The following is a 24,472-nucleotide window of genomic DNA, read 5'->3' as shown; positions in this document are numbered from 1 at the left end:
CCCTTCCTCGTGCGGATGCGCGAGGATTGCGTTATGCCAAAATACTTGCTCGTTGACGGATTCAATATGGCGTTTCGCGCCTATTATGCCGTTCATGAATTAGCCCGTTCCGACGGATTTCCAACGAATGCGCTCTACGGTTGGGTTCGCTCGATGTGGAAGCTCGTGGACGATCAGAAGCCAGATGAGACGATCGTCTTCTTCGACCTTGGAGGAGCCCTAGCGAAGCTGGCATTATTACCTGAATACAAGGCGAATCGAGGTGAAACTCCCGAGGATTTTGAGAAGCAGGTTCCGATTATCAAGGCTCTCACGCAAGCGATGGGGTATGGGATATACGAAGAATACGGGGTCGAGTCCGATGACATCCTCGCTGCTTATGCGAATCGATTATGTTCCAGGGAAGAGGATGCCCGTGTGATGATAGTGAGTGCCGACAAGGATTTTGCCCAATCGGTGACAGATCGAATCCACATGCTGCTGCCGCCTCCCACTGCGAATCCAAGACTGGGCTGGCGAGTGATTGATCCAGAAGGTGTGGAAACTAAGTTTGGAGTAAAAACGAACCAAATAGCAGACTATTTGTCACTCATCGGAGATACGTCGGACAATATTCCCGGAATTCCTGGTGTGGGTCCGAAGACCGCTGTGAAGTGGTTGAATGAATACGATGATATCGAAGGAGTTGCCAGTAATTCAAGTAGCCTAAAGCCAGTTCGATTTCAGGAGATTGTTCCGACGATGAGTGAACAACTAGCGATTAACCGGAAGATTATTACTTTTGATCCGGATTGCGGGCCGGAGTTTATTCCGTCGGGTGTAGTCGACCCAACAAGCCTTTTCAAAATTCTTGAAGAGATGGAGATGAAAACGCATCTGAAAGAAGCAAAAAAGCGGTATTCTCAGGGCGAGTTGGCTCTGTAGACTATTGCGCGTCTGACCTTACTTCGTTTTTCAAGCGAGGCGGAAACGCTACGTATCTCGTAATGATCGATTTTTGGGATTTCCAATTTGGCGACATCCGTGCGTGGCCCAGATGGCGAAACGGTGGTGCCAAGGGGCAGATTTGAACTGCCGACCAAGAGCTTATGAGTCTCCTGCTCTACCACTGAGCTACCCTGGCAACCGTTGGAAAGGGAGGAAAAATGCTCCAAATCTAAGTCAAGTCAAGTTTCCTTTAGATCTGGTTTAGATGTTCCGATGGATTATCCCCCCGGCCGGAACCCTAATAGAAGAGTCAATTTTGGGATATAGCGGCAAGGAGCTTTCTAATTTCGGCTTCCGGTGCCTCATGCTCTTGCTCAATTGCGAGTTTGAGGGCTTGATTTAGTTCAACCCTTGCCTCCTCCATTCTTTCCAGAGCTATTTGGCATTTAGCTTTGAGAATCGAAGCCATCATCCAATCCGGCTTCTTTTGCTGGCACTTTTCGAACAGAGGAAGCGCCTCGTTGGGATTTCCCTCATCCATAAGCGATTGGCCGAGCGAAAAACGGAACAATTCGTTTTCAGGATTTGCGGCGAGGAGCTCTTTGAATTTCTCGGACTTCATTGTATTCTACGATTGTTCCAGCTGAATGACTGGGAACTCATGGGCGGGGCGGGATTCTACGAAGGGTTGGAGAGATAGATTCATCAATGTCGCGAAAACGATCTTCGCGATCTGATTGGTTCATGCGAATGAACTTGGACTTTGGTAAACTCTGCAAGAATTGGCGACCATAAGATTTTTGCAGTACGCGGGAATCTAGAATCGTGATGATTCCCTGGTCGTCTTTTTTTCGTATCAGTCTGCCGATGCCCTGTCGGAACTTAATTAGAGCCTCTGGCAACGTCATTTCTGCGAATGGATTTCCACCTTGTTCTTTGATCCGCTCGGACTTCGCTTCAGCGATGGGGTGGGTGGGAACATCGAATGGGAGCCGCGTCAGTATGACTTGTGACAGAGCGGGTCCAGGAACGTCTACGCCGGTCCAGAAGCTGTCGGTTCCAAAGAGAACGCCATTACCAGAGTTTCGCAGACCGGCGGAAAGTTCGGATCGATTGAGTCCTTGTCCTTGGGCAAAGAATGCGCGACCGGAATCGAGAAAGTGAGATTCAAGCACATCACCGGCCTTCCTGAGGTCTGAGTAGTTCGTGAAGAGGACAAGCGTACCCCCCGCTACACGATCCACGCAGAATTTGATGTAGTCGATCAGTGTCTCGATTGCCAGTTTCGCTTCTTCGGGGGTGGGAGCAGGAATATCGCTCGCAACGTAGATCCGGGTATTGGCCTCGTAGTCGAAGGGCGATTCGACTCGGTGGGAGGTTTTGCCTTCGGCACCGACTTTTAATTGAAAAGGGACTAAGTCTTGCGCGATCGAGAGCGTAGCGCTGGTAAGGACCACTGAGCGATCTTCGCCAAACAATTCTTCACGGAGGTAGGGAGCGATCTCAATGGGCGCGGTGCGCAATGTGACAATCTGATTTCTCCGGCCACTTCGTTCAATCCAGTGGACATGATCCTCTTCTGCTAGGTCGATGAAACGTCGGATTCCTGCGTAGTAGCTGTGCACTCGGTTTCTCTGGTCCTTGAGCTCGTCGTGCATCGCCCCGTCTTCGATCTTCGAAAGTATGCCATCCATAACTTGAACCACTGCTTTAAGCGGAGAAACAATGGTGGGCTCGCACCAGTCAGGCTCTGAAATGCGGGCAATAGCGCGTTGAGACAGTCGAGTAGCCGCAATGTATCCAAAAAATTCCTGCGAAGCTTCTTGTGCGTCTACGATAGCTTGAAGCTGTCTAGGGTGAGCCCACTTGCGGACGACACCTGACTTTCGTTTCGGATTAAACAGACTCTTAAGTTGACGATCGAGACCATAGGAACTGATACGAGCTCCGAAGTGTTCAGTCGCCACTTCGGCAGTTGTATGCGCCTCGTCAATAATAAGAAAGTCTTCAGGAAGGAGAATTCCCTTGGCGTTGGGAGCCAGACCTCCGGCACTCAGAAGCGCAAAGAGCAAACTGTGGTTTACGATGACCACTTGGGCTTTACGCATTTCAGCCCGAGCCTTTTGGTAGTAGCAGGTGTTTGAGTTGCAGTTCTTTCGATTACAGGCTGAACCTTCGGCATTGACCATTTCCCACACATCGTAGTTGGGAATCGGATTCATATCTTGGCGCAGGCCCGATTTAGTGTTTTGCGACCAGTCCGCGATCCGTTTCAGCTCATCAATCTCATCGTTTGGGAATAGTTCCGTCTTGTTAGCAATTGCGTTGGCAAGGCGGGTAGGGCAGAGATAATTTCCTTTCCCCACAAGGATGACAGAACGAAATTCGGCATACTTTTCAAGTTCGGGAACTTTGCGAAATAGAGTGCGGCAAATCGGCAAGTCGTTTCTTTCGATCTGCTCCTGTAGGGCAATCGTATTGGAGGAAACGATACAGGGTCTTTTTGAATCGATAGAGTGGATGACTCCTGGAATCAGATAAGCAAGGCTCTTCCCGACACCGGTTCCTGCCTCAAAGACAAGCGGTTGGTCTTCCTGCATGGATAAGCTTACCGCTTTGGCCATAGAACTTTGTTCAGGGCGATGCTCGAGAGAGAGAGAGGACTGCAGCCAGCCCTTTTCGTTGAAAACGTGCGCAACGATATCGGGCAAGTAAGGGGACGGCGAGCGGCTTTCTGCACCCTCGTTAGGCGAAATCATAGAATATTAATGTCCGGATGTTTACTCTGTTCACGAGGTGCTATCGCCGAGACAAATAACCCCGATGCCTTCCAGTAGCTATTTCACTCGCATATGAAAACATGGTCACCGGCTTCCACAGAATTGTAAAGAGTCAGCATGTCGATGTTTGATAGTTGAATGCAGCCCCCACTGGCAGGGCGACCAATCCTGTTTTCATGGTTTGTGCCGTGGATGTATATGAACCTCGAGTAGGAGTCGCAGTCCTCTCCTTTGTTGAAGCCCGGCTCAAGTCCCTCTAGCCAGAGGATCCGAGTGGTAATCAAGTTAGGTTTCTGGTCCGCGGGGTCGAGATCCTGATAGCGTTTGCCGATGCTTACCCGCCCTTTGAAGACTTCGCCCAGCACGGCTCCGTTTCCGATTTTATCGCGAATTCGATGCAGGCCCAAAGGCGTCCCTCCAGAACCGTCAATATTGGAAGGTGGTTTTAGTCCGGTAGACACCTTGTATTCGATGAGAGTCTGGTTGTTTTCGAGAAGGTACAGGGTCTGCTTTTCGATTGATACCAGCAAGCGTCGCGCTGAGAGCTTGATATTTAGCGCTTCAACCTTATCGGTGTATCGCTGATTAAATTCGGGAATCATTTGGAGAGTATGGTCGATCGGTAACCGTCCAGAGTTGATTGAATGATTCGAGCGGGTCCATTCGTTTCCATCGAAGGCGGGGGATCGGATAGAAATTTTAGATAAATTTAGTACAATGGGTTACAAAGTAGGTATTGTGGGCGCGACCGGTGCGGTCGGCCAGGAGCTGATTTCCCTCTTGGAGAACAGAAAGTTTCCGCTGGATGAGTTGAGACTCTTCTCGTCGAGCCGCTCTGCTGGCAAGCGCGTGTCAGCATTGGGGGAGTCTGTCATTATTGAAGAGGCGACCGAGTCGTGTTTCGATGGACTGGACTTCGCGATATTTTCTGCGAGTGGAACTTTATCAAAGGCACTTTGCCCCGCAGCGGCAGCAGCGGGTGTCGTAGCGATCGACAATAGTTCGGCTTTCAGGATGGATTCGAACGTCCCTCTCGTCATACCGGAAATCAATGCGGCAGCGGCAAGGGAGCATGAGGGAATTATCGCGAATCCTAACTGTACAACCGCGATCACCTTAATGGCGACTTTTCCGCTGCATCAGCGTTTTGGATTGAAGCGCTTGATAACCTCAACCTACCAAGCGGTCAGTGGAAGCGGGGTCGCGGCGATGGAGGAACTAAAAAACCAAATGGACCAGATCTCCCGCGGAGAAGCGGTTGCAGTGGAGGCCTATCCTGACCAGATAGCTCTGAATGCGTTGCCGCATGTCGATTCGTTCCTTGATTCTGGATATACTAAGGAGGAGATGAAGATGTTGAATGAGAGCCGGAAGATCATGGATTTGCCTGATCTGATAGCGTCCTGCACTTGTGTTAGGATTCCGGTAATGCGCTCGCATTCGGTTTCGGTGAATGCTGAATTTGAAAAAGAGGTCTCTGTCGAGGAAGCGAGAGCAGCCATCGAGTCAGCTCCCGGCATTGAGTTGGTGGATGACCCAGAAAACGGAAGGTATCCGATGCCGCTCGATTATGCGGAAAAGGAGGCTTGTGGAGTGGGTCGTTTTCGCAAGGACCTCGCCTTTGAAAATGGGCTGGCCTACTGGGTGGTAGGAGATCAGCTCTGGAAAGGGGCCGCGCTGAATGCGATACAGATCGCTGAGTGCCTCTGCGAAGGATGAGCAAGTTGCATTGTCCCGGGTGAAATATCGAGTTGCCGAGGTCACGGAATACTAAATAGTAAGGTCACATGAGTTTGCGAATCTTGGTCCTGGTTGGGGGAATGATAACCCTTTGCTTTTCTAGCCTCATTGCCCAGACAGACATAGTTCCTTATGCATCCGAAGCGGATTTAGGCAAACTCATTGGGCAGAAGGCTAGACTGGAAGGGGTCTATCATAGAGACGCGTTCAATGCTCCTGCCATCGCGATCAGTGGCCGTGTCTACTATTTATTAGAGAATCCTCCCAATAAACGGTCCTTCAAATTTCCTTCAGAAAGCAGTTTCGTGAGTATCGAAGGGATTCTTTATCTGTACGATGGGAACCTGCAGTTCAATGAGCTCTATAGTGCGATTGGCAAGCGGTACTATTTTTTTAGTATGGATGACGCTAGGATCAAATTTGGCGTCTCGCTCAAATCGAAAAACGAACCGAGGGAAATTGTTCCAGCAACCAAACCGGCCGTAGAACCAGATGCGTCGCGTTTTTAGGTGCTGGAGAGAATCAAGTCGTCGATCTCGCTGATGCCTTGGAGATGGCAATGATTCGGGAGGAAGGGTTGGATTAAAACTGATGATTGCGAGTACCTCGCGCAAAACTTTCGTGTTATTCCGTCATAGCTACCTAGGTGGATTCGCCAAAGCTATTGAGGTTCCTGTGGGGTCGTTGGCTGGAAGAAACTTTCAGATTAAAGAAAATCGGCCGACGGAAAGTGGTGCACGAGTAGGGATTGGATTGAACCTCGAAAGGTTCAAGTCCTCCGGACAAACACTTCGCTCCATCCCATCTTCGCTCCTTGAGTCGCTTCGCCGAACCCTTTGCGGGTTTCTCATCCCTCCTTCGATACGCTTGCTGGCAAATAGCCTTCGTGAATGGGAAAGTTCCTAAGGAAAACGAGACGGTCATTATGTGCAGTCCCGAAGTCAAGGAGGTGTTCCGAAAGTTCTCAAACGACCTTGATAAAGAAACCTTCCATCATGGCGACATAAAGCAGTTTGTGAGACGTGGCAGGGAACACGCTGTACGTCTTGCTGGCTTTCTTGTCTCTCTCAAAGACAACAGACCATCACTGAACCCTTAGCAAAGGATGCAATAGAGCTGGTCTTGTGGCACTGGAGGGAAATAGAAGAAGGGTATGATGAAACGCGTGATGATGCAGTGGAGGCAGTTGCTGAAGGTGCTAGATTATCTCCATCCTTTGGTCCTTATTTGCCAAATTTGTCTATAAAAAACGCCGCTTCCGATTTGTACTTTGAATCGGCGTTTGGATAGTTGAGGTAATTCTCGACCCCCAAGGCGTCGAGCTTCTTTTTCAAAGTGATTCCGAAGCTAACATGGTGAACTTTCCAACCCGTGGCCTGGTCGCCTTCAGGAATCGGATCTCCAGGCGCCATGCGATAACTCATGTAAGTGGGAGGGTCGTCGGCCGACGCAAGGTTAATGGCCGAAATCTTCTCGGCGATTAGGGCTATTTTTTCTTTGTCATTCGTTCCGAAAATTTCGGCTTTGGCCCGATGTAATTCATCATAGCCAGGTATATTATTAAGCCACCAATCGAAGTCATTCGTTGTCTGGCCGCTCAGCGGCGCCACGTAGGCTAAGCGCGTGGATTCGCGGGCTATGGGGTCACTGCTTTCAGGATCGGCCTGATCATCCTGGTAAGCCAGCCACATGGACAACTGCGCACCTGAAGAGCCACCGAAGGCACCTACCTGGGTTTTGTCGACGTTCCACTTGTCCGCTTTGGACCGCAAGGTCTGAATCGCCCGCTGAGCGTCCTTATGGGCAGCCGGAAGCGGCACTTCGCCAGCCAGACGGTAGTGGATGGCAGCCACCGAAATCCCCGCGTCAAGAAGTTGCTTGAGTGTCTCCTGATTTACAGTGTCCTTGCTTCCTCTCACGAAACCGCCTCCGTGGATGTACAGAACCAACGGGGCAGGTGATGAGGACTCCGCTTTGTAGAAGTCCAGAACGTGACGCTCATGTTCACCATAGGAAACGTTTGATACCGTAGGCTCTATTCTAGGAGCCTGATCCGCTGCTCTGCGCTGGGCAAAGCCTTCTGTCGCTATTGATGAGATGCCCCAGAAGAGAGCGGCGATATAAATTATTGAATGGATCATAGTTATGGTGCTTAAAAGGTAGATTAGGATGGCTTTGAAACACTAATCTAATCGCGATCCACTGAAGCTGATTTTCCGCGGACCACTAAACACTCCCATGATGCTATCCCCATCGATGACAGCTTTGAGATCAAAAGAATAACCACTGTATATAAAATTTGCAGCTACCGATCCATCAGTTTCAAGGGCTACGTTTTTGAGTGGCACCTTGCCTTGTGGAAAAATAATCGCGCCCGAAAATCCTTCACCCTCTTCGTTGAGCCGTAATTCCGAGCTCACTTCCGCCCCGTTTAAAGGGTTAACAAATTTAATCAGGAAATGGCCACCGAGCGGTTCTTCATCCGCCTCGGGGATTTGGGCTGATTGGGTCTCAGCTAATTTCTGTGCAGTCTGACAGCCAGCAAATATAAGGCAACTGAGGGCGAGTAGGATGGGGAGTAATTTCATGATGATGATTGGGGCAGAGATTGGCCCAAAGGGCGACAATTTTTTGGGGGCAGTTGATACATAATAATTGCAATACGGCTGCCGCCCCCGACCCGCTGTTGTCGGCTGGTACACTCCAACGGTTCAAGTGAGCTGCCTCCGTTGGAAGGTAACGTTCACAGAATAGTTTTTAGTGGAGTTTTACTCGGGTATTTGTCCTATGTTGGCATAGTTTAGACAAAAGGACTTCGATGCAAATATCCCCATAAATCTGATATTCAGGAGCTTAACAGTGGTGCGCGAGGAGGGACTCGAACCCCCGACCTACTGGGTGTAAACCAGTTGCTCTAACCAACTGAGCTACCCGCGCATCGTAAAAGGCAGAAGATAAGGATGAATTCAATTGGCCTTGGCAAGGCAAAATTGTACAAAAAACAGGGTAACGTCAGAGGCGGGAACGAGAGCGTGAGACTTATGCAAATCCCCCTTGCATGACACCGTGGGGCTGTCTATGAAGGCGTTTTAATTTTAATCAGTATAATCAATGAGACACACTATCTCCGTTCTCGTAGAAAATAAATTCGGTGTTTTGGCTCGCATTTCGGGTCTGTTTAGCGGCCGTGGCTTTAACATTCATACGTTGAATGTCGCGCCGACGCACGACCCAAAAGTATCTAGAGTCACGGCAGTGGTTCGAGGCGATGATTCGGTGTTAGACCAGATCACTAAGCAGCTCAAAAAGCTGATAAACGTTATAGAAGTTCACGACTTCAAAAAGGGCCAAGCGGTTTCGCGCGAATTGATTCTAGTGAAAATAAAGGTGAGTGCGGAAAATCGATCGGAACTCATCCAGATATGCGAATTGTTTCGGGCAAATATCATAAGTGTACAACATGAGGATTTGGTGGCGGAGCTTACCGGAGACGAAGGCAAGATTACTGCATTTCTGAACCTGATCGAGAAGTTCGGTATCATAGAGCTAGGCCGTACTGGCAATCTAGCGATGCACCGCTAAACTTTCTGGCAGTTACTCTGCTAGAACGCCTTTTAAATAGATTCCTTCAGCCATGATACAGCCAGCTAAAGAGTTTGTTGTGGCGACCCGGAAAAGCCCTCTCGCTCTGAAGCAGGCGGAAATGGCAGTGGCTTGTTTTGAGCAAGCAATCCCTGGAACGGTGTACCGCGTCGAAAAAATGGTCACGACAGGGGACAGGCAGCGGGAATGGTCTTTGGAAAAGGAGGGAGGAAAAGGGCTGTTTACGAAAGAGCTGGAAGATGCGCTACTCGAGAAGCGAGCTGATTTTGCGGTTCACAGCGCAAAAGACCTCCCTTCCGAAATGCCGAAAGGACTTTCTATTGCCGGGTTTCTGCCGCGAGAGAGCCCGGAAGACGTGCTAGTATTGAAAAAGGGGATAGAAATACCAAAGGTGATTGCAACCGGAAGTCCGCGTCGCCGGATCCAATTGAGATTCCTGTATCCGAAGGCTGAATTCATCGAAATTCGCGGAAATGTGGATACGCGTTTGAATAAAATAGCGGAAGGCTATGCAGATGCAACGGTACTGGCGGCAGCCGGTCTTAAGAGACTGGGAATCGTTGGGTCGGAAGGAACAGAGTTTGTTAAGCTTGGCTTGGATGATTGTGTTCCCGCGGTTGGGCAAGCGGCGGTAGCTATTCAGTGTCGTACGAGCGATGTGCCGGAGTACGAACGGGCTCTTGACTCATCTACGAGCATTGCAGTAGGTCTAGAGAGAGCGTTTATGAAACGTCTTGGAGGGGGTTGCCAGGTTGCGTTCGCAGTAAATTACTCCGACGGGAAACTGCGAATCTATCACAAGGATTGTGGTAGGGTATCCAGATCGATTCCCATTCAGTACGCTAAGGAAAAACCGACTGAAATAGCAGATCAGCTAATTCAGCAGCTCGAATTAGGTCATGCCTAAGGGGTCAGTCTATTTGGTTGGTGCCGGTCCTGGCAATCCTGGCTTGATAACAGTAAGAGCAAAGGAGCTCATTGAGTCCTGCGACACGCTCATTTACGACTCGCTTGTACATCCCGCGGTACTTGCCTTGCAAAAGGAGAAATGCGAACAGATTTTTGTGGGCAAAAAGTCGGGCTGTCATTCAGTTCCCCAAGCTGAGATCCAATCGTTGATTGTTGCAAAGGCGAGGGAGGGGAAGCTTGTGGTGCGGCTTAAAGGAGGTGATCCTTTTATTTTTGGTCGTGGCAGTGAGGAAGCTTTGTTTTTGCGCCAAGAGGGGGTCTATTTCGAGATCGTTCCAGGAATAACTGCTGCCATTGGGGCGGGAGCCTTTAGCGGGACTCCTCTGACGCAGCGAAACTCGAGTTCGACCCTTGTGATTGTGACGGGGCACGAGGACCCGGAAAAACCAGAGATCTCGGTGGACTGGGCCAACATTCCTCGGGTGAATAGTACGGTCTGTGTTTACATGGGAATTTCAAGACTGGAGCTAATAGCAGCCAGTCTGATGGATGCTGGATTTGAGAGCGATACGGCTGTTGCCTGTGTTGAGTGGGCGACGTTGGGCTGCCAGCGTGTGTGTCGGGGGAGTTTGGGCACAATTTGTGGTGACGCCAAGGAGTTTAAATTGAAATCACCTGCCGTCATAATTATAGGAGAGAATGCTGGAATGGGAGACGAAATATCATGGTTTGAGTCACAGCCTCTGCAAGGACGGCGCTTCGTTGTGACACGAAGTCAGGGACAGGCGAGTGAGTTGAGTGAAAAACTGGAGAAACTGGGAGCGGAGGTGATCGGCCTGCCTTTGATTTCTATTTCCAGAAACGTAAATGAGCAGACTCGAGACGACGTGTTTGCTGAACTTGCCAGCTATGACTGGATTGTTTTCTCGAGCCCCAATGGCGTACGGCATTTTTTCGATACGTTCTTCGAAAAATTCGACGATATACGGTCCTTAGGCTTTATTCGTATAGCAGCCGTTGGCAAGTCAACAGCCAAGGAAATCAGCAAGTTCTACGTAGCCACAGATCTGATACCAGAGGAGGCGAATGCAGAGAGCCTGGCAGACGCTCTCGTGGCGACGGAAAGTTTGGATAGCGCGAAAGTGCTATTGGTTACGGGGAATTTGGGTAGAGATGTCCTATTGAAGAAGTTGGAAGAGGCGAGGGCGATCGTTGATCGATTTGAAGTCTATCGTACGGATCCAACGGATCTCTCCAGCGATCCAGCTGCGAAAGCGTTCAGAGAGCAAGGAGCAGATGCCATACTTTTCACTAGTTCATCGGGCGTGAAATCTTTTGTGGATCAAGCGAAAGACTTGGTTTTAAGCGCCGATGCGATTCGACCCAAGACTGTGAGTATTGGCCCCATCACGAGCGCTAGTATGGAGCGGCTTGGAGTGCCTAGAAATTTCCAGGCGAAGGAAGCCAGCCTTGATAGTCTGGTTGAGGAACTTGTACGGAACTTCGGGAAGGAATCGAATTGAACATGAAAGTACCCTTTATTAACCTCAAACGGGCTCACGATCCGATCAAAGCGGAGCTTTTGGAGGCATTTGCGAGCACCATAGAGCATGGTGGGTTCTGTCTTGGAAAGGATGTCGCGCAATTCGAATTGGAATTCGGAAAAGCGCAAGGGGTGTCCCGTTGCGTGGGTCTAGGCAGTGGGACCGAAGCACTGCATTTGATCGCTTGTGCCATGGGTATCGGTCGAGGAGATGAGGTTATTGTTCCCGCGTTTACCTTTATCGCATCGGCATGGTTCGCCCAATATGTTGGAGCCCGAGCCGTTTTTGTGGATATCGATCCCGAGTCGTATACATTGGATCCAAATCGTATTGAGGCTGCTATTACGGACAAAACTAGGGCGATTGTTGTGACGCATTTGTTTGGTCAATCGGCTGACATGGATCCCATATTGGAGATCGCGCGTTCAAAAAGAATCAAGTTAGTCGAGGACGCAGCCCAAGCTCATTTGGCAACTTACCGAGGAAGACCCGTAGGGGAGATTGGCGATGCGGGAGCGTTTTCTTTTTATCCGACTAAAAATCTCGGTGGATTGGGCGAAGGGGGATGTGTGACGTCAGGTGACTCCGCATTACTCGACCAAATCGAAGTGTTGAGAGCCCACGGTTCTAAAGAACGCTATCTGAATCACTTCGTTGGATACAACAACCGGATGGAAGGGTTGCAGGCGGCGTCCCTAAACGTTAAGCTCCCGAGTTTGGCGGAGAAAACGAAGCGGCGGCAGCTGATTGCGAGTCGCTATGGAAAGGAAATCAAAAACCTCCGAATCAAGCTTCCGGCAGTTGTTGAGTGGGGGGAGTCGGTGTATCACATGTTCACAATTCAGCACCCGGAGCGTGACCAATTGAAGACCTACCTAGCAGATAATGGAATTGGAACCGATATCGTGTACCCCTATCCGTTGCATTTGCAGCCCTGTTTTTCCTATTTAGGTTACAAAGAAGGAGATTTTCCTATTTCGGAGAATCTGGCTCGCAATTGTCTGAGTCTGCCAATCGTTCCTGAATTAAAGGATGGGGAAGTTGATTATGTGATCGAGAAGATTAACCAATTTGTCGGTTGAGCGGATGGTAGGAGTTGTAAAAATCAAAGTTTGCGGTTTGACGCGACTGAGTGATGCGAAAAATGCGGCTGCAATGGGAGCGGACTTCCTTGGATTTATTTTCTATCCTAAGTCGCCTCGATGTCTCGCTTTGAACGAGTACCAAACGTTTCAATCAGAATTACCGGATTTGCCAAAAGTGGCGGTTACGGTTGTACCTGATGCGGACCAGCTCAATGCTCTCCTGCAGGCAGGATTCGATTACTATCAAATCCACTTTCCATTAACAGGGCCTTATCGGCAGCAGATCGAGGAGTGGTCAAGGCAAGTGACTCCGGAAAAGCTTTGGTTAGCCCAAAAAGTGGGTCCAGAGGAGGAATTTGATGAAACCCTTATAGCTTACGCAAATACCTTTCTTTGGGATACCTACCAGAAAGGTGCTTTCGGCGGAACAGGCAAAGTTGGCGATTGGGAAGGTTTCGAACAAGTGTCGAGAAAGTCCCCCGATAAGAATTGGGTTCTGGCGGGTGGCTTGAATCCGGGCAATGTCCGCGAAGCCATTGAGAAAACCGGAGCGAAGCAGGTCGATTTGAACAGTGGGGTTGAGAAATCTCCCGGGTTGAAGGATCTAAATAAGTTGGAACAGGTCAGAATTATGCTGCAAAACACATGATTTTTGTTTCGCCATAGCCTCAAAACGGGCTAGAGTAACGGGTCAAAGTAGCTTCTTTTCTTATGACCTCCCGATCACTTCTGTTTTTCACTACTTTAGGATTAAGTCTCGCTGTCAGCCCTCTGGGTGTAGCTGATGAAACTGCCAAGCCAAGAATTGGGGAGATACAAGAGGCCAATGCTGAGCAGAAGGCGGAGCCGGCTTCGATCGACAAGGTGAAGATTAGCAGGACGACCATTTTCGACGAAACGGAGATCAAGAAACTCTATAAGGAGTCCAAAGCTCAAAACGAGAAGATGAGTGAGGGTCTGCCCGCTCATCTAAACTCGGAAGAGATGGAATTGGTAACACTGAAGACATTAAATGTCGGCGGGGATGATATCAAGCTGCAGAGAGAACTTATGGAAGTCTTAGATCCTAAACCAAGACGCCGGCTCGAAAGAATCGCCGATCTTGATCCTGATGCGGCCCACGAAATGATGGTGACGATGAGGAATGACCAAGAGTTCATGTCAGGCCAGTATGACCGGCCCGTTTCCGCGGGAGATCCTGGACGTTCGGCGAATTTCAATGCCGGACAGATCGCAGGAGCCTTTGATAAGCTGATTAGCTCGCTTCAGAGCTCCAGAGCCAAAAGGGAGAAGCAGCAGAAGGAACTAGAGGCACTGCAAAACCAGAAATAGGTTCGAAATAGCGTAGAAGGCAGAGAGCAGGTTTTATTCTACCAACTTTTTGTTTCAGCCGAACCAGTTGAGCTGCCTTTAAAAAGGAAGCTTTCCTTTAAAGCCGCCCAGCCCACTACCCAGGTCGCCACCGGCCATTTGAGAAGGGTCCATGCCTTGAGCTTTCATTTGCTTCATCATTTTCTTCATTTTCCCGCCCCCGTTAAGCTTTTTCATCATCTTCTTCATCTGCATGTGCTGCTTGATGAGCTGATTGACCTGGCTGATTTTGACTCCGGAACCTTTGGCAATACGATTGCGGCGGCTGGCGTTGAGGACATTAGGCGAGCGACGTTCTTGTAGCGTCATGGAGAGAATGATCGCTTCGGACTGCTTCATCTGATTTTCCGCTTTGTCGTCCATTTTCATTCCGCTCATACCTGGCATCATTCCCATAATTGACTGCATTGAGCCCAGTTTTTTGACTTGGCTGAACTGGTTGAGCATATCTTCGAAATTAAAATCGGCAGCCATCATGCGGCCGGCCATTCTCTCCGCCTCTTTCTCGTCGATCGATTCTTGGGCCTTTTCGACGAGCGAAACCACGTCGCCCATCCCGAGAATCCGTGAAGCCATCCGGTCGGCATGGAAAAGATCGAAGTCCTCCAGCTTCTCGCCGGTACCTGCAAATTTGATCGGAACGTTGGTGATTTGCTTCATCGAGAGAGCCGCGCCACCCCGGGCGTCTCCATCGAGTTTTGTCATGGCGATCCCCGTTAGCTCGACTGCTTCGTGGAAGGACTCGGCCACATTAATTGCTTCCTGACCGATCGCTCCATCCGCGACCAGAATGACTTCGTCGGGTTGAATGCGTCGTTTGAGTTCCTTGATTTCCTCGATCAGTGGGGCGTCAATTTGGAGCCGTCCTGCGGTATCGAAAATGATCAGGTCACGTCCTTCAATTTGGCTCTGCTTTAGCGCGTTTTCGCCAATCAGAGGAACGTCGGGCGATGATCTATCTGAAAATACAGGAACGCCAATCTGTTCACCGACGGATTCAAGCTGGTCGATCGCAGCGGGACGATAGATGTCGCAGGCAACTAAAAGAGGATTGTAGCCCTCTTTTTTGAGAAACTTCGCGATCTTGGCAGAGGTGGTTGTCTTTCCCCCTCCTTGCAGACCCACCATCAATATTTTGAGGGGCCGATTGGTTGACAGCTCCGTTTCACCCTCACCTAAGAGTCTAACCAACTCGTCGTTGATGATCTTGATGATCTGTTGGCTCGGAGTAACCGACTTCAGGACTTCTTGTCCGACGCACTTTTCCTTAACGGTTTCAATAAACTCCCGCGCGACTTTGAAGTGGACGTCGGCGGAAAGGAGGGCGGCGCGCACCTCCTTCAGAGCTTCGGACATATTTTCCTCGCTCAGCTTCGCCGTACCGCGAAGTTGGCGCATGGCGTGAGACAGTTTGTCGGTTAGGCTTTCAAACATGGATGGAGATATTGGGAAGATTGTTTCAAGGCGTAAAGCTTTCGATGGGCGTGATTCGATTTACGGCTGGATATTATTTCAGGAGCGTGCATTTTGTCGGCCATCATGAACGAGGTATTAAAGCTTCTTACTGAAGGAGAGCGTCTGAACGAGAGCCAGATGGCTGAAATTCTTGGCATGTCCGAAGACCTTTTGAAGGAACAGCTATCAACATTGAAGGAAAAAGGCGTTTTGCTGGGCTGGATCCCGGTGTTGAATCCAGAGGCAGATGCGGAAATGACCGTTCGTGGGGTGATTGAAGTGAAAATTACCCCAGAGAGAGAGGGCGGGTTCAATCGTTTGGCTCAAAGAATAGCTCGATTTGATGAAGTGGAATCCTGTTACCTAATGTCTGGATCCTATGATCTTCTCGTAGTCGTGCGACAATCTACGCTCCACAAAGTGGCCTCGTTTGTTTCGGAACGGCTATCGACGATTGAAGGGATTGTTTCAACGGCGACGCATTTCATGTTGAGAGGGTACAAAGAGCAAGGCTTCCTGATTGAGCAGCCCAAGGAGGACAAGGATCGCTTGGATGTTTCGCCGTAGAACCGTTGCTAGCCAGAAGAACTTTGGATGAGCCCATGGGGTTCCGATCCATGGTGTCGCCCTTGACCTAGCTTAAACTCAATTTATTCGTGGAAAACTCAGAAAACCGTTTTGTTGCCGATCATGTCACCGGACTTCCTCGTTCGGGTATCCGAGACTTCTTTGAGCTTGTCGCGGGAATGGAAGACGTCATTTCCCTTGGAATTGGCGAGCCTGACTTTACGACACCTTGGCATATCAGAGAGGCTGCGATTTACTCGATTGAAAAGGGCCGTACTTTTTATACGTCAAATCTCGGGACGCTCGAGTTGCGTCGGGCAATTTCGGATTATATAGATAAGTATTTTAATATTAAATACGATCCGAAGAGCGAAGTTATTGTCACCGTTGGTGTTTCTGAAGCGATGGATATCGCGTTGCGAGCCATCCTTAATCCGGGAGACAAGGTTCTCTACCAGGACCCCTGCTTTGTGTCTTATCATCCGACGGTAATGCTGGCCCATGGGATTGGTATTCCGATCAAGACGGACGCGGAGTCCGCCTTTACGATAAAGGCAGCGGAGGTGAAAAAATCGTGGGTGCCCGGATGCAAGGCCCTGATCATTAACTTGCCTTGCAATCCGACGGGTGGTGTTGCTGAGCGGGACGAACTCGAAGAGATCGCCCGATTTGCGGTGGAAAAAGACCTTGTTGTAATCAGCGATGAGATTTATGCGGAACTCACCTACGACGGTGAGCATGTAAGCATAGTGAATTTTCCGGGGATGAAGGAGCGAACGATTTTCCTTCACGGTTGCTCTAAGGCCTGGGCGATGACCGGGTGGCGCCTGGGTTATGCTTGCGCTCCTGCGGTTTTGATTGAAGCAATGATGAAGGTGCATCAGTACTCGATGATGTGCGCGTCCATAATCGCCCAAGACGCGGCGGTAGAGGCGTTGCGAAATGGGTACGACGGTGTTCAAAAAATGAAGCAACAATATCGTCGTCGTCGAGATTTGGTTGTTCGTAGATTCAATGAGATGGGGCTTACTTGTCATTTGCCTCAAGCGACGTTTTACGCTTTCCCAAACATCGAATCGACGGGGCTTTCATCAGTCGAATTCGCCAAGCAGCTTTTGGAAAAAGAGAAAGTGGCCATGGTTCCGGGGAGTGCGTTTGGCGAATTTGGGGAAGGATTTGCGCGTTGCAGCTTTGCATCAGGCTATGAGGACCTATTGGAAGCTTGCAACCGAATCGAGCGCTTCGTCGCGTCTTTAGGTGCTGAGAGAGCGGTTGCAGCGAGCGCTTCGATCTAGAAAATTTAACAAGGGTAGCAACCAGTAGAATTCTCTACTCGCTGCTTTGTATACATAGAATATCTATTATGTCATCACACTTTACTGTCGCGATCGTCGGACGTCCGAATGTTGGTAAAAGCCGACTTTTCAACCGGATGATTGGGAGACGTGTATCCATTGTCCATGATATGCCGGGAGTGACCCGAGATATTTTGACCTTCGATATTGATGAAGACGGCTATTCGTTGATGGATACAGGGGGGATGGGTCTAGTGCCGGGGATGAGCGATACACCTGAGCGGCTGGTTGATGCGGTTGAAGGCCAGATCGCATTTTCGATCGATACGGCGGACTACGTTTTGATGGTTGTGGACGGCCGAGAGGGTCTGGTTCCTCTGGACTTGGAAATGGCGGAAATCCTGCGCCGGAATAAAAAACCGGTAGGACTGGTCGTCAATAAAGTCGATAAGGCAGACACAGAGATCGAGATAAACGAGTTCTTCTCGCTTGGCCTTGGCAAACCGTACCTCGTTTCGGCTGAGCATGACAGGGGGATCTCGAGTTTACGTTCTCTTGTATTAGCGAAACGTGATGAAATCGCGGGACCTCCCGAACCCAAAGTCGACGATGGCCGGAAAAAGATTCGAGTTTGTTTTATTGGTCGCCCAAATGTAGGAAAGTCCTCATTGAGCAATTGTCTCGTCAAGTCAGAGCGGTTCATCGTTAGTGACATTCCTGGCACGACTCGAGATTCCATTGAAACGCCTTTCACCTGGAGGTCTAAGCGTGGTGAAGACTGGCATTTTATTATGACCGACACCGCAGGAATTCGAAAGAAAACCAAGCTCAGCTCATCGGTGGAATATTTCTCACGAGTTCGTTCTCTTGATGCGATTCGAGATGTGGACGTTGTATTTATGGTGCTCGATGCGAAGGAAGGTCCGACCCATCAAGACAAAGCGATTGCGGGCGAGGCATCTAAGCTCAACAAGCCGATCGTTATTGTGGTCAACAAATGGGATTTGGCTTTAGAGGCCTGGGAGAAGGGCGAAATAGACGGGTTTGAAACCGAGAGTGAATTTAGAAAGGCTTTCGAGAAAGGGCTTCGTAGGGAGATTTTCTTTACACCGGGTTCCCCCATAAGATTTGTATCGGCTCTAGAAAACATCGACATTGAAAAGATGCTTTACGATGCCCGCCAGATGGACAAGCGTACGGAAAAAAAGATTTCCACGGGCAGATTGAATAGTATGCTTTATAAATTAGCGGATCGTATGCCGGCACCAAAAGTCGACGGTCGTCGCTTTCGTATATATTATGCAGTACATATCGCGAATCGCCCTTATCGGATAAAGGTGTTTTGCAACCAGGCCAAAAAGTTAAACGATTCCTACAAGCGCTACATGCAAGCGGCGGTAGTTGATGCGTTCAAACTTGAGGGTTGCCCTGTAGTATTTGATCTCGTGAACAAGAAGAATCCGTATGTGAAAACTGATTAAGTGGAATTCACTTATAGATTGACGAGTTGTTTTGGATTAGGGTCGGGTTGAATAGAAGCATGAGGCAAAAGCTAATATTCATGGGATCGGATTCAATAGCGCTTCCTGCGTTGAACGCGATTTTGGACGGGAGTTGTGGAAGCATTGGTCTGTCAGCAGTGTACACCCAACCTGATAAACCTAGAGGGAGAGGAAAACGGATAGAGGCTAATGCCATCAAATTGTGGGCACGGGAGAATGGTGTCCCCGTTTTTCAACCGTATCGTGTGGATCAATCGGTGAGGTATGAAATCGAAGCGATCAACGCAGATACGATCCTTGTTATGGCTTATGGTCACTTATTGCCCCAAGTATTGATTGATACACCTCCTTTGGGAATTTGGAATTTGCATACTTCGATACTTCCTAGATATCGTGGAGCTGCTCCCATTCAATCCGCTATTGCTTCTGGTGACCTAGAAACGGGGGTAAGTTTCATGAAAGTCGTTAAAGAAATGGATGCAGGGCCCGTTCTTGATGTAGAAAAAGTGAATATCGAACATTTGGATACGGCCTTGACTTTGGAAACCAAACTTTCCCGAGCCTGCCTGCCTTTGTTGGAAAGGTGTTTGCCCCTCGTTTTTTCGGGCGGTGCGATGCCAAATCCACAGGACGAAAACAGGGTCTCCTATGTGCGAAAGTTGACTAAGGCAGATGGAGGACTCGATTTTAGACGCCCTGCGGAGGAAGTTGCCAAGAGAGTTAATGCTCTGTTTCCCTGGCCAGGAACTCGATTCAGATATGGCGACTCGGTTATAAAAGTCGGCTTAGCCGACCACGGTGCACTAGAACTTGAGGCTTCAGCGGGTCAGGTGATCAGTTTGGAGGCGGAAGGTTTGGCAGTGGCCTGCGGGACAGGCGCATTGTACCTCAAGCAATTACAGCGACCTGGTGGGAAAATGCTCGGTGCGGCCAGTTTTGTTCGAGGTTTTGAGCTGCCTGTGGGGACCGTTCTGGAATCCGTGGAAATGGCAAGTTTGGTGTCGAAGCAGTATTTTTGAAGGTAGCTTAACAATTGTTTCCCATTCAGACAGGGGTTGATGCTTGTTTTCCGGACTCATTTTTTCCACCATTTCGAAATGGGCGGAATTGTTAATGGCAAACTAGCACGAATTGTCTGGGCTGGATTCCTAAGTCTGCTTTTTGGACACTTCTCTGTTTTCGCCCAGACCAGTAATTTGGCGTACCAAGTGGCTAACTTGGTTGAAGATATTCGGATTCTAGAGGAATCGATTAGATCGATGCGAGTCGAGGTTGATAGTATGCGCAGAGAGAACAATCAACTTCGGCAGCAAGTCGGTACTTACGAGACGCGTATAGACAGCAGCATGGGCCAGCTCGCGACGGTTGGGCAGTTGAATCAAGCCATTGCCAAGGCGGTTACTTCATTGGAATTGAGGGACGAAAAGATGAAAAGCGAGATCGTTTTACAGGTAACCGAACAGATAACGAGCTTCGTGGATAGCGTTAAAAAGAGCATCGGTGGGTTACCTCCTCTACAAGTTAAACCGGATCCGGATGTTTTGACTTCGTTTCACGACAATTTCCCCAAGACAGGAACAACCTACACGGTGCGTAGTGGGGACACGATTTCCGGGATCGCCACCAAATTTGGCTCGACGAGGGATTGGATCCAAAATGCCAATGAGATTTCCCACCCCAAATACTTGCAGGTTGGTCGAACGCTGTTCATACCCCACCAGTAAATTCTCTTTAGCTTATGGCGAAACCCAAATCTCGACTCGGTAAAGGCCTTGCGGGCCTCATCTCCGGAGGGTCCGGAAACTCCGGTCTGGCGGCAAAAAAAACGGTCGCTAAGAAGGCCGCAACTGCGGCTGCGAAATCGTCAGCAGGGAACACGGATGCCAAGCGGGCTACGAAAAAAGGGTTTGCCGTGGAGGGAGCCAGCCCCGAATTCTTGGAGTTGCCGATAGGGAAAATCGAGCCTAATCCTTACCAGCCACGAAAAGAGTTCGAAAAGAGCCAGTTGGTGGACCTCGCGGAGAGTATTCAGAGTGAAGGGTTGATCCAACCGATTGTGGTCCGGGAGGTAAATGGATCTTATCAACTGATTGCTGGCGAGCGTCGTTGGAGGGCGTTTCAGCTTCTGAAACTCAAGTCAATTCCGGCTAGGATTCTGGAAGCGGGGGATTCGTCCGCCGCTTCGATGGCCTTGATCGAGAATTTGCAGCGCGAGAATCTGAATCCCATCGAAGAGGCTATGGGCTTTGCGAGTTTGGTCCGGGATTTTGACTTAACTCAAGAGCAGGTCGCAGAGCGTGTCGGAAGAGGGCGGGCAACGATTGCGAATTCGCTTCGTTTGCTCTCTTTACCGGGAGAGGTTCGCGGGTATCTTTCATCTCAGATGCTATCAACAGGCCATGCAAAGGTGCTTCTGGGCCTCGAAAGCAAGCAGGAACAATCGCTGCTAGCCCGGAGAATCATTGAAGAGGGCGTTAGTGTCCGTGGTTCGGAAGATCTCGTGCAATCGATTCGCAAATCGAGTAAATTCAAGTCAAGCCCGACGCGGGACATTCCCGAAGTAGAGTTGGCCGCGGTTGAAGATATTGAAAAGCGCTTGATGTCTTATCTGAGTTCAAAGGTCGCTTTAAAGCATCACCCGAAGAAGGGCAAAATCGTCATCGAATACACGGGGAATGACGACCTGCAGCGAATTCTCGAGAGAATTGGGCTCGAGGAATAATTTCGAATTCTCCGCGAACCTCGGCCACATCCGATGATTGCCTCAACTTTTTTAGAGAGCTGCCAAGCTGCTTTGGCGGAATAAGAGAGTCATGGTGGGTCACGTTTATTGGGCGCTTTTCGATGGGGATCCCATCTGATTTAATTGATTTAGGCCGAAAACGCTTAGAGCTAGTTTAAGTCTTTTATTTTATGCCGCGTGAAAGAAGATTGAGTGCTAATCCCGCTGGTTGAAGGCAGTTCTGGTTTTTGGTTCTGCTTTTCTGAGCTTTGATTTGTTCGCTGCGGAGAGAAGAGCCCGTGTACTTGTGGATTCCTTTGCCGAAGAGAATTACCTCAAGTCGAAAGAGACGGATGAAGGGCTTGTCCCGGAAACGTATCACCTTGTTCAGGGTAAAAAGATTGGTGGGTAAATTAGTGACAAGTCATTGAGCGACGTCCCCTTCATCGAAGTGGCTGAGAATTTGGCTGAGCAGCTCAGGTCTAGAGACCACTACCCGGCACAGGCTAAGGAAGAGGGTGACCTTCTAATAATCGTGAATTGGGGAGTGACCCAGATACAAGCTGACTTTGACGAGCTTTTTCCGACCGACGTCGAGGAAGAGACGGGTGAAGAAGGCGAAGCATCCGACTCCTTTCTCGATGGGATACCCGGTTCTGTCCTTGAATAGGGAGGGTATAATTACAGTGAGCAAAGTAATGCGGCACTTATTGGATTTGATCGAGCCTTGAGGAGAAAAGACTTGGGAACTCAGGACCAATTTGAACTTCAGGAAATTCTTCAGAATGAGCGGTATTTTATGATTCTGTCCGCATTCGATTGGCAGTTGCTGCGTAAAACAGGAGAAAAGAAGCTGCTTTGGACCACTAGGTTAAGCCTGGATACGGTGAAGCAAGGCTTTGATGAAATGCACTTTGCTTTGAGTCGGGGCACGGCAAACTACTTTGGGACGAATTTAGATAGTGACCTGTGCAAAGTGAATACGCATGTCGGATCCGGTGAGGTTAAGTCGGGCGAGTTGAAAGTGATTGAGACTGTTGACGAATAGTAATTAACGTTGTCGGGTTATCTCTCGAGTGGCAAAGGAAGGGATGTGTTTTGAAACGCTCTACCATTGGATGGGAATATAAAAAACCCGCCCTTTAAAAAAAGAGCGGGTAGAAAATTTTATCGTTAGCTTTTCAGATTTAAAAGCCGTCGCGCTGCTGGCGTCGATCTCCCCTTCGGGATCCCTTTCCGCCGCCGCCGCGATAGCCACTGCCACCACTGCCACCGTAGCCTCCGCCACCGCCACCGCCACCGCCGTAGCCTCCGCCACCGCCACCGCCACCGCCGTAGCCTCCGCCACCGCCGTAGCCTCCGCCACCGCCACCGCGATAGCCTCCGCCCCCAGCACCGCCGCCACGTGGACGTTCCGGTCTAGGAGTTGCTTCGCGAACTCGGAGTTCGCGACCTAATAGTTCACTTCCGTTTAGCGATTCGATCGCGGTATTCGCTTCGTCCGATCCCGTCATGTTTACAAATGCGAACCCACGTGGTCTTCCGGTTTCGCGATCCATGATCATTTTTACAGATTCGACTGTACCGAAGGTCGCGAACGCTCCACGTACATCATCTTCCGATGCGTCGAATGACAGATTGCCTACATATATATCCATTTTTGAGAAAGCGCCTTTTCTAAATATGCAGAGCAGATAGCTGGCGCCTCCATCATTACTGCTTGAAAACGCGCCATTTCAAGCGGTTCCCCAACTAATTAAGGCCATCATTGAAAGATGTCGTCGTGACTAATGCAAGGCGTAATCCCGCTAAGTTCAGAGTAGATTTGGTGTACTGGGAACGGATTTGTCCTCTAGCCCAATTGCCTCATAGCCTTTACCCGTGATAATTCTTCCCTGTGGAGTTCTTTGCAGAAACCCATTCTGGATTAGATAGGGTTCATGAACTTCTTCCAAGGTGTCTCGTTCCTCCCCCACAGCGACGGCAATAGTGCTCAATCCAACGGGACCACCTTTGTAGGTCTTGGCAATCGTAGTTAGGATCCGCTTGTCCATTTCGTCCAAGCCATGTCGATCTATCTCGAGCAATTCGAGTGCTTTGCGAGCGATGTCCCGGGTAATCACCCCGTCGCCTTTTTCTTCTGCGTAGTCTCGAACAAAATACACGAGGTTATTGGCGATTCGTGGCGTCCCTCTCGAGCGGCTCGCGATTTCGGCACTCCCTTCACCTTCTACGGCGATATTTAGAAGATCGCAGCTTCGGTTCACGATACTCAATAGCTGGTCCGTATTGTAGTAGTCGAGTCGCGTTTGGAGAGTGAAGCGACTACGAAGTGGGGCTGTGAGGAGACCGCTGCGCGTGGTGGCCCCTACCAATGTGAACTTGGGTATGTTAAGCCTCACGGATCGGGCGTTTGGGCCTTGGTCGATCATGATGTCGATTCGGTAGTCCTCCATCGCTGAATACAGGTACTCCTCTACGGTTTTTGGAAGTCTATGAATCTCATCGATGAAGAGGATGTCGCCTTCCTGCAAATTGGTAAGCATTCCCGCGAGATCGCTGGCCTTTTCAATTACGGGACCTGAGGTAACCCTTACATTGGTCCCCATTTCAGCACCAAGGATAAATGACAAGCTGGTCTTGCCGAGACCAGGAGGGCCGCTGAGTAATAGGTGATTTAATGGCTCGTTCCGTTTTCGAGCGGCGCCTGACATGATTTTGAGACGCTCGATGGTTTTGGACTGGCCGACGAAGTCTTGGAAGGAGTGGGGCCGAAGCACGGACTCGGTTTGACTATTTAGCGGAGATTCGAGCGCGTTTGCGTAGAAGTCAGTTCCGGTGTGTGTTGGTTCGCTCATCGGGTAGATGTCATTCGAAGGCTCGATTTTTAAAAGTAAGATGGAGCTTTGGGATAAGAGCAAGTGCAAGGAAAGGAAAACCCCGCACCTCAGGTTGAGGAGCGGGGTTCGAAT

26 protein-coding genes and 2 tRNA genes are annotated in these 24,472 nt (G+C 49.7%); 18 read left to right on the top strand and 10 right to left on the bottom strand.

Annotated elements, in window-relative coordinates; all coding sequences use genetic code 11:
* Positions 1–33 precede the first annotated feature (33 nt).
* Positions 34–924, top strand: coding sequence for a 5'-3' exonuclease (locus GA004_RS16820; protein ID WP_283395037.1), 891 nt, complete (start codon positions 34–36; stop codon positions 922–924).
* Positions 925–1,048: 124 nt separating this feature from the next.
* On the opposite strand, the gene GA004_RS16815 is transcribed toward GA004_RS16820, so the two are convergent.
* The 4 genes from GA004_RS16815 to GA004_RS16800 form a co-directional block, all read right to left on the bottom strand.
* Positions 1,049–1,123 (bottom strand) — tRNA-Met (locus GA004_RS16815).
* A gap of 114 nt (positions 1,124–1,237) precedes the next feature.
* Entirely contained in the window at positions 1,238–1,549 is a 312-nt protein-coding gene (locus GA004_RS16810; protein ID WP_283395036.1) for a CDC27 family protein, read from the bottom strand.
* A gap of 37 nt (positions 1,550–1,586) precedes the next feature.
* Positions 1,587–3,686, bottom strand: coding sequence for an ATP-dependent DNA helicase (locus tag GA004_RS16805; protein ID WP_283395035.1), 2,100 nt, complete (start codon positions 3,684–3,686; stop codon positions 1,587–1,589).
* An 83-nt stretch (positions 3,687–3,769) separates the two neighbouring features.
* Positions 3,770–4,309: a L,D-transpeptidase gene (locus tag GA004_RS16800; RefSeq protein ID WP_283395034.1), complete on the bottom strand. Its 540-nt coding sequence runs from the start codon at positions 4,307–4,309 to the stop codon at positions 3,770–3,772.
* 115 nt (positions 4,310–4,424) lie between these two features.
* Between GA004_RS16800 and GA004_RS16795 the strand changes: the two genes are divergently transcribed.
* From GA004_RS16795 to GA004_RS16785, 3 genes are all read left to right on the top strand, one after another.
* Positions 4,425–5,426, top strand: a complete 1,002-nt coding sequence (locus GA004_RS16795; protein WP_283395033.1) for an aspartate-semialdehyde dehydrogenase — start codon at positions 4,425–4,427, stop codon at positions 5,424–5,426.
* 68 nt (positions 5,427–5,494) lie between these two features.
* Complete coding sequence (locus GA004_RS16790; protein WP_283395032.1) at positions 5,495–5,956, top strand: hypothetical protein; 462 nt, start codon at positions 5,495–5,497, stop codon at positions 5,954–5,956.
* 305 nt (positions 5,957–6,261) lie between these two features.
* The gene (locus tag GA004_RS16785) at positions 6,262–6,546 is read left to right on the top strand and encodes a hypothetical protein (RefSeq protein ID WP_283395031.1); all 285 of its coding nucleotides are present in this window, start codon (positions 6,262–6,264) and stop codon (positions 6,544–6,546) included.
* 124 nt (positions 6,547–6,670) lie between these two features.
* Here the strand turns inward: GA004_RS16785 and GA004_RS16780 are convergent, their stop codons facing one another.
* The 3 genes from GA004_RS16780 to GA004_RS16770 all read right to left on the bottom strand — a co-directional run bounded on the left by GA004_RS16780 (position 6,671) and on the right by GA004_RS16770 (position 8,384).
* Positions 6,671–7,588, bottom strand: a complete 918-nt coding sequence (locus GA004_RS16780; RefSeq protein ID WP_283395030.1) for an alpha/beta hydrolase — start codon at positions 7,586–7,588, stop codon at positions 6,671–6,673.
* 42 nt (positions 7,589–7,630) lie between these two features.
* Positions 7,631–8,035 (bottom strand): hypothetical protein, encoded by a 405-nt coding sequence (locus GA004_RS16775; RefSeq protein ID WP_283395029.1) that lies wholly within the window; start codon positions 8,033–8,035, stop codon positions 7,631–7,633.
* A 272-nt stretch (positions 8,036–8,307) separates the two neighbouring features.
* Positions 8,308–8,384: transfer RNA gene (locus GA004_RS16770), tRNA-Val, on the bottom strand.
* A gap of 174 nt (positions 8,385–8,558) precedes the next feature.
* On the opposite strand from GA004_RS16770, the gene ilvN reads away from it, so the two are divergent.
* From ilvN to GA004_RS16740, 6 genes are all read left to right on the top strand, one after another.
* Positions 8,559–9,029, top strand: a complete 471-nt coding sequence (gene ilvN, locus GA004_RS16765; RefSeq protein ID WP_283395028.1) for an acetolactate synthase small subunit — start codon at positions 8,559–8,561, stop codon at positions 9,027–9,029.
* A 52-nt stretch (positions 9,030–9,081) separates the two neighbouring features.
* Positions 9,082–9,957 (top strand): hydroxymethylbilane synthase, encoded by an 876-nt coding sequence (gene hemC, locus GA004_RS16760; protein ID WP_283395027.1) that lies wholly within the window; start codon positions 9,082–9,084, stop codon positions 9,955–9,957.
* Positions 9,950–11,482: a uroporphyrinogen-III C-methyltransferase gene (cobA, locus tag GA004_RS16755; protein ID WP_283395026.1), complete on the top strand. Its 1,533-nt coding sequence runs from the start codon at positions 9,950–9,952 to the stop codon at positions 11,480–11,482. Before hemC ends, cobA begins: the two co-directional genes overlap by 8 nt.
* Before the next feature lie 2 nt (positions 11,483–11,484).
* Positions 11,485–12,585 (top strand): DegT/DnrJ/EryC1/StrS family aminotransferase, encoded by a 1,101-nt coding sequence (locus GA004_RS16750; RefSeq protein ID WP_283395025.1) that lies wholly within the window; start codon positions 11,485–11,487, stop codon positions 12,583–12,585.
* A 4-nt stretch (positions 12,586–12,589) separates the two neighbouring features.
* Positions 12,590–13,237 carry a phosphoribosylanthranilate isomerase gene (locus GA004_RS16745; RefSeq protein ID WP_283395024.1) on the top strand — a complete coding sequence of 216 codons (648 nt, stop codon included), beginning with the start codon at positions 12,590–12,592 and terminating at the stop codon, positions 13,235–13,237.
* A gap of 62 nt (positions 13,238–13,299) precedes the next feature.
* Entirely contained in the window at positions 13,300–13,920 is a 621-nt protein-coding gene (locus tag GA004_RS16740; RefSeq protein ID WP_283395023.1) for a hypothetical protein, read from the top strand.
* Positions 13,921–13,998: 78 nt separating this feature from the next.
* Here the strand turns inward: GA004_RS16740 and ffh are convergent, their stop codons facing one another.
* Positions 13,999–15,393 carry a signal recognition particle protein gene (ffh, locus tag GA004_RS16735; RefSeq protein WP_283395022.1) on the bottom strand — a complete coding sequence of 465 codons (1,395 nt, stop codon included), beginning with the start codon at positions 15,391–15,393 and terminating at the stop codon, positions 13,999–14,001.
* Positions 15,394–15,498: 105 nt separating this feature from the next.
* On the opposite strand from ffh, the gene GA004_RS16730 reads away from it, so the two are divergent.
* The 8 genes from GA004_RS16730 (at position 15,499) to GA004_RS16695 (ending at position 22,548) form a co-directional block, all read left to right on the top strand.
* Positions 15,499–15,981 (top strand): Lrp/AsnC family transcriptional regulator, encoded by a 483-nt coding sequence (locus tag GA004_RS16730; RefSeq protein WP_283395021.1) that lies wholly within the window; start codon positions 15,499–15,501, stop codon positions 15,979–15,981.
* 89 nt (positions 15,982–16,070) lie between these two features.
* Positions 16,071–17,276: an aminotransferase class I/II-fold pyridoxal phosphate-dependent enzyme gene (locus GA004_RS16725; protein WP_283395020.1), complete on the top strand. Its 1,206-nt coding sequence runs from the start codon at positions 16,071–16,073 to the stop codon at positions 17,274–17,276.
* 68 nt (positions 17,277–17,344) lie between these two features.
* Positions 17,345–18,757, top strand: a complete 1,413-nt coding sequence (der, locus tag GA004_RS16720) for a ribosome biogenesis GTPase Der (RefSeq protein ID WP_283395019.1) — start codon at positions 17,345–17,347, stop codon at positions 18,755–18,757.
* Between the two features lie 59 nt (positions 18,758–18,816).
* On the top strand, positions 18,817–19,797 hold the full coding sequence (gene fmt, locus GA004_RS16715) for a methionyl-tRNA formyltransferase (protein ID WP_283395018.1): 981 nt from the start codon (positions 18,817–18,819) through the stop codon (positions 19,795–19,797).
* Between the two features lie 78 nt (positions 19,798–19,875).
* Positions 19,876–20,502: a LysM peptidoglycan-binding domain-containing protein gene (locus GA004_RS16710; protein WP_283395017.1), complete on the top strand. Its 627-nt coding sequence runs from the start codon at positions 19,876–19,878 to the stop codon at positions 20,500–20,502.
* Between the two features lie 14 nt (positions 20,503–20,516).
* Positions 20,517–21,500 (top strand): ParB/RepB/Spo0J family partition protein, encoded by a 984-nt coding sequence (locus GA004_RS16705; RefSeq protein ID WP_283395016.1) that lies wholly within the window; start codon positions 20,517–20,519, stop codon positions 21,498–21,500.
* 427 nt (positions 21,501–21,927) lie between these two features.
* The gene (locus GA004_RS16700; RefSeq protein ID WP_283395015.1) at positions 21,928–22,170 is read left to right on the top strand and encodes a hypothetical protein; all 243 of its coding nucleotides are present in this window, start codon (positions 21,928–21,930) and stop codon (positions 22,168–22,170) included.
* A gap of 57 nt (positions 22,171–22,227) precedes the next feature.
* On the top strand, positions 22,228–22,548 hold the full coding sequence (locus tag GA004_RS16695) for a hypothetical protein (RefSeq protein ID WP_283395014.1): 321 nt from the start codon (positions 22,228–22,230) through the stop codon (positions 22,546–22,548).
* 139 nt (positions 22,549–22,687) lie between these two features.
* Here the strand turns inward: GA004_RS16695 and GA004_RS16690 are convergent, their stop codons facing one another.
* The gene (locus tag GA004_RS16690) at positions 22,688–23,158 is read right to left on the bottom strand and encodes an RNA recognition motif domain-containing protein (RefSeq protein ID WP_283395013.1); all 471 of its coding nucleotides are present in this window, start codon (positions 23,156–23,158) and stop codon (positions 22,688–22,690) included.
* A gap of 156 nt (positions 23,159–23,314) precedes the next feature.
* On the bottom strand, positions 23,315–24,358 hold the full coding sequence (ruvB, locus tag GA004_RS16685; RefSeq protein WP_283395012.1) for a Holliday junction branch migration DNA helicase RuvB: 1,044 nt from the start codon (positions 24,356–24,358) through the stop codon (positions 23,315–23,317).
* Between the last annotated feature and the right edge of the window lie 114 nt (positions 24,359–24,472).

Origin of the sequence: Candidatus Pelagisphaera phototrophica (assembly GCF_014529625.1) — a bacterium.
Taxonomy (GTDB): Bacteria; Verrucomicrobiota; Verrucomicrobiia; order Opitutales; family Opitutaceae; genus Pelagisphaera; species Pelagisphaera phototrophica.
The sequence above is the reverse complement of the archived record's forward strand: the minus strand, read 5'-3'. Positions and strand labels throughout refer to the sequence as shown.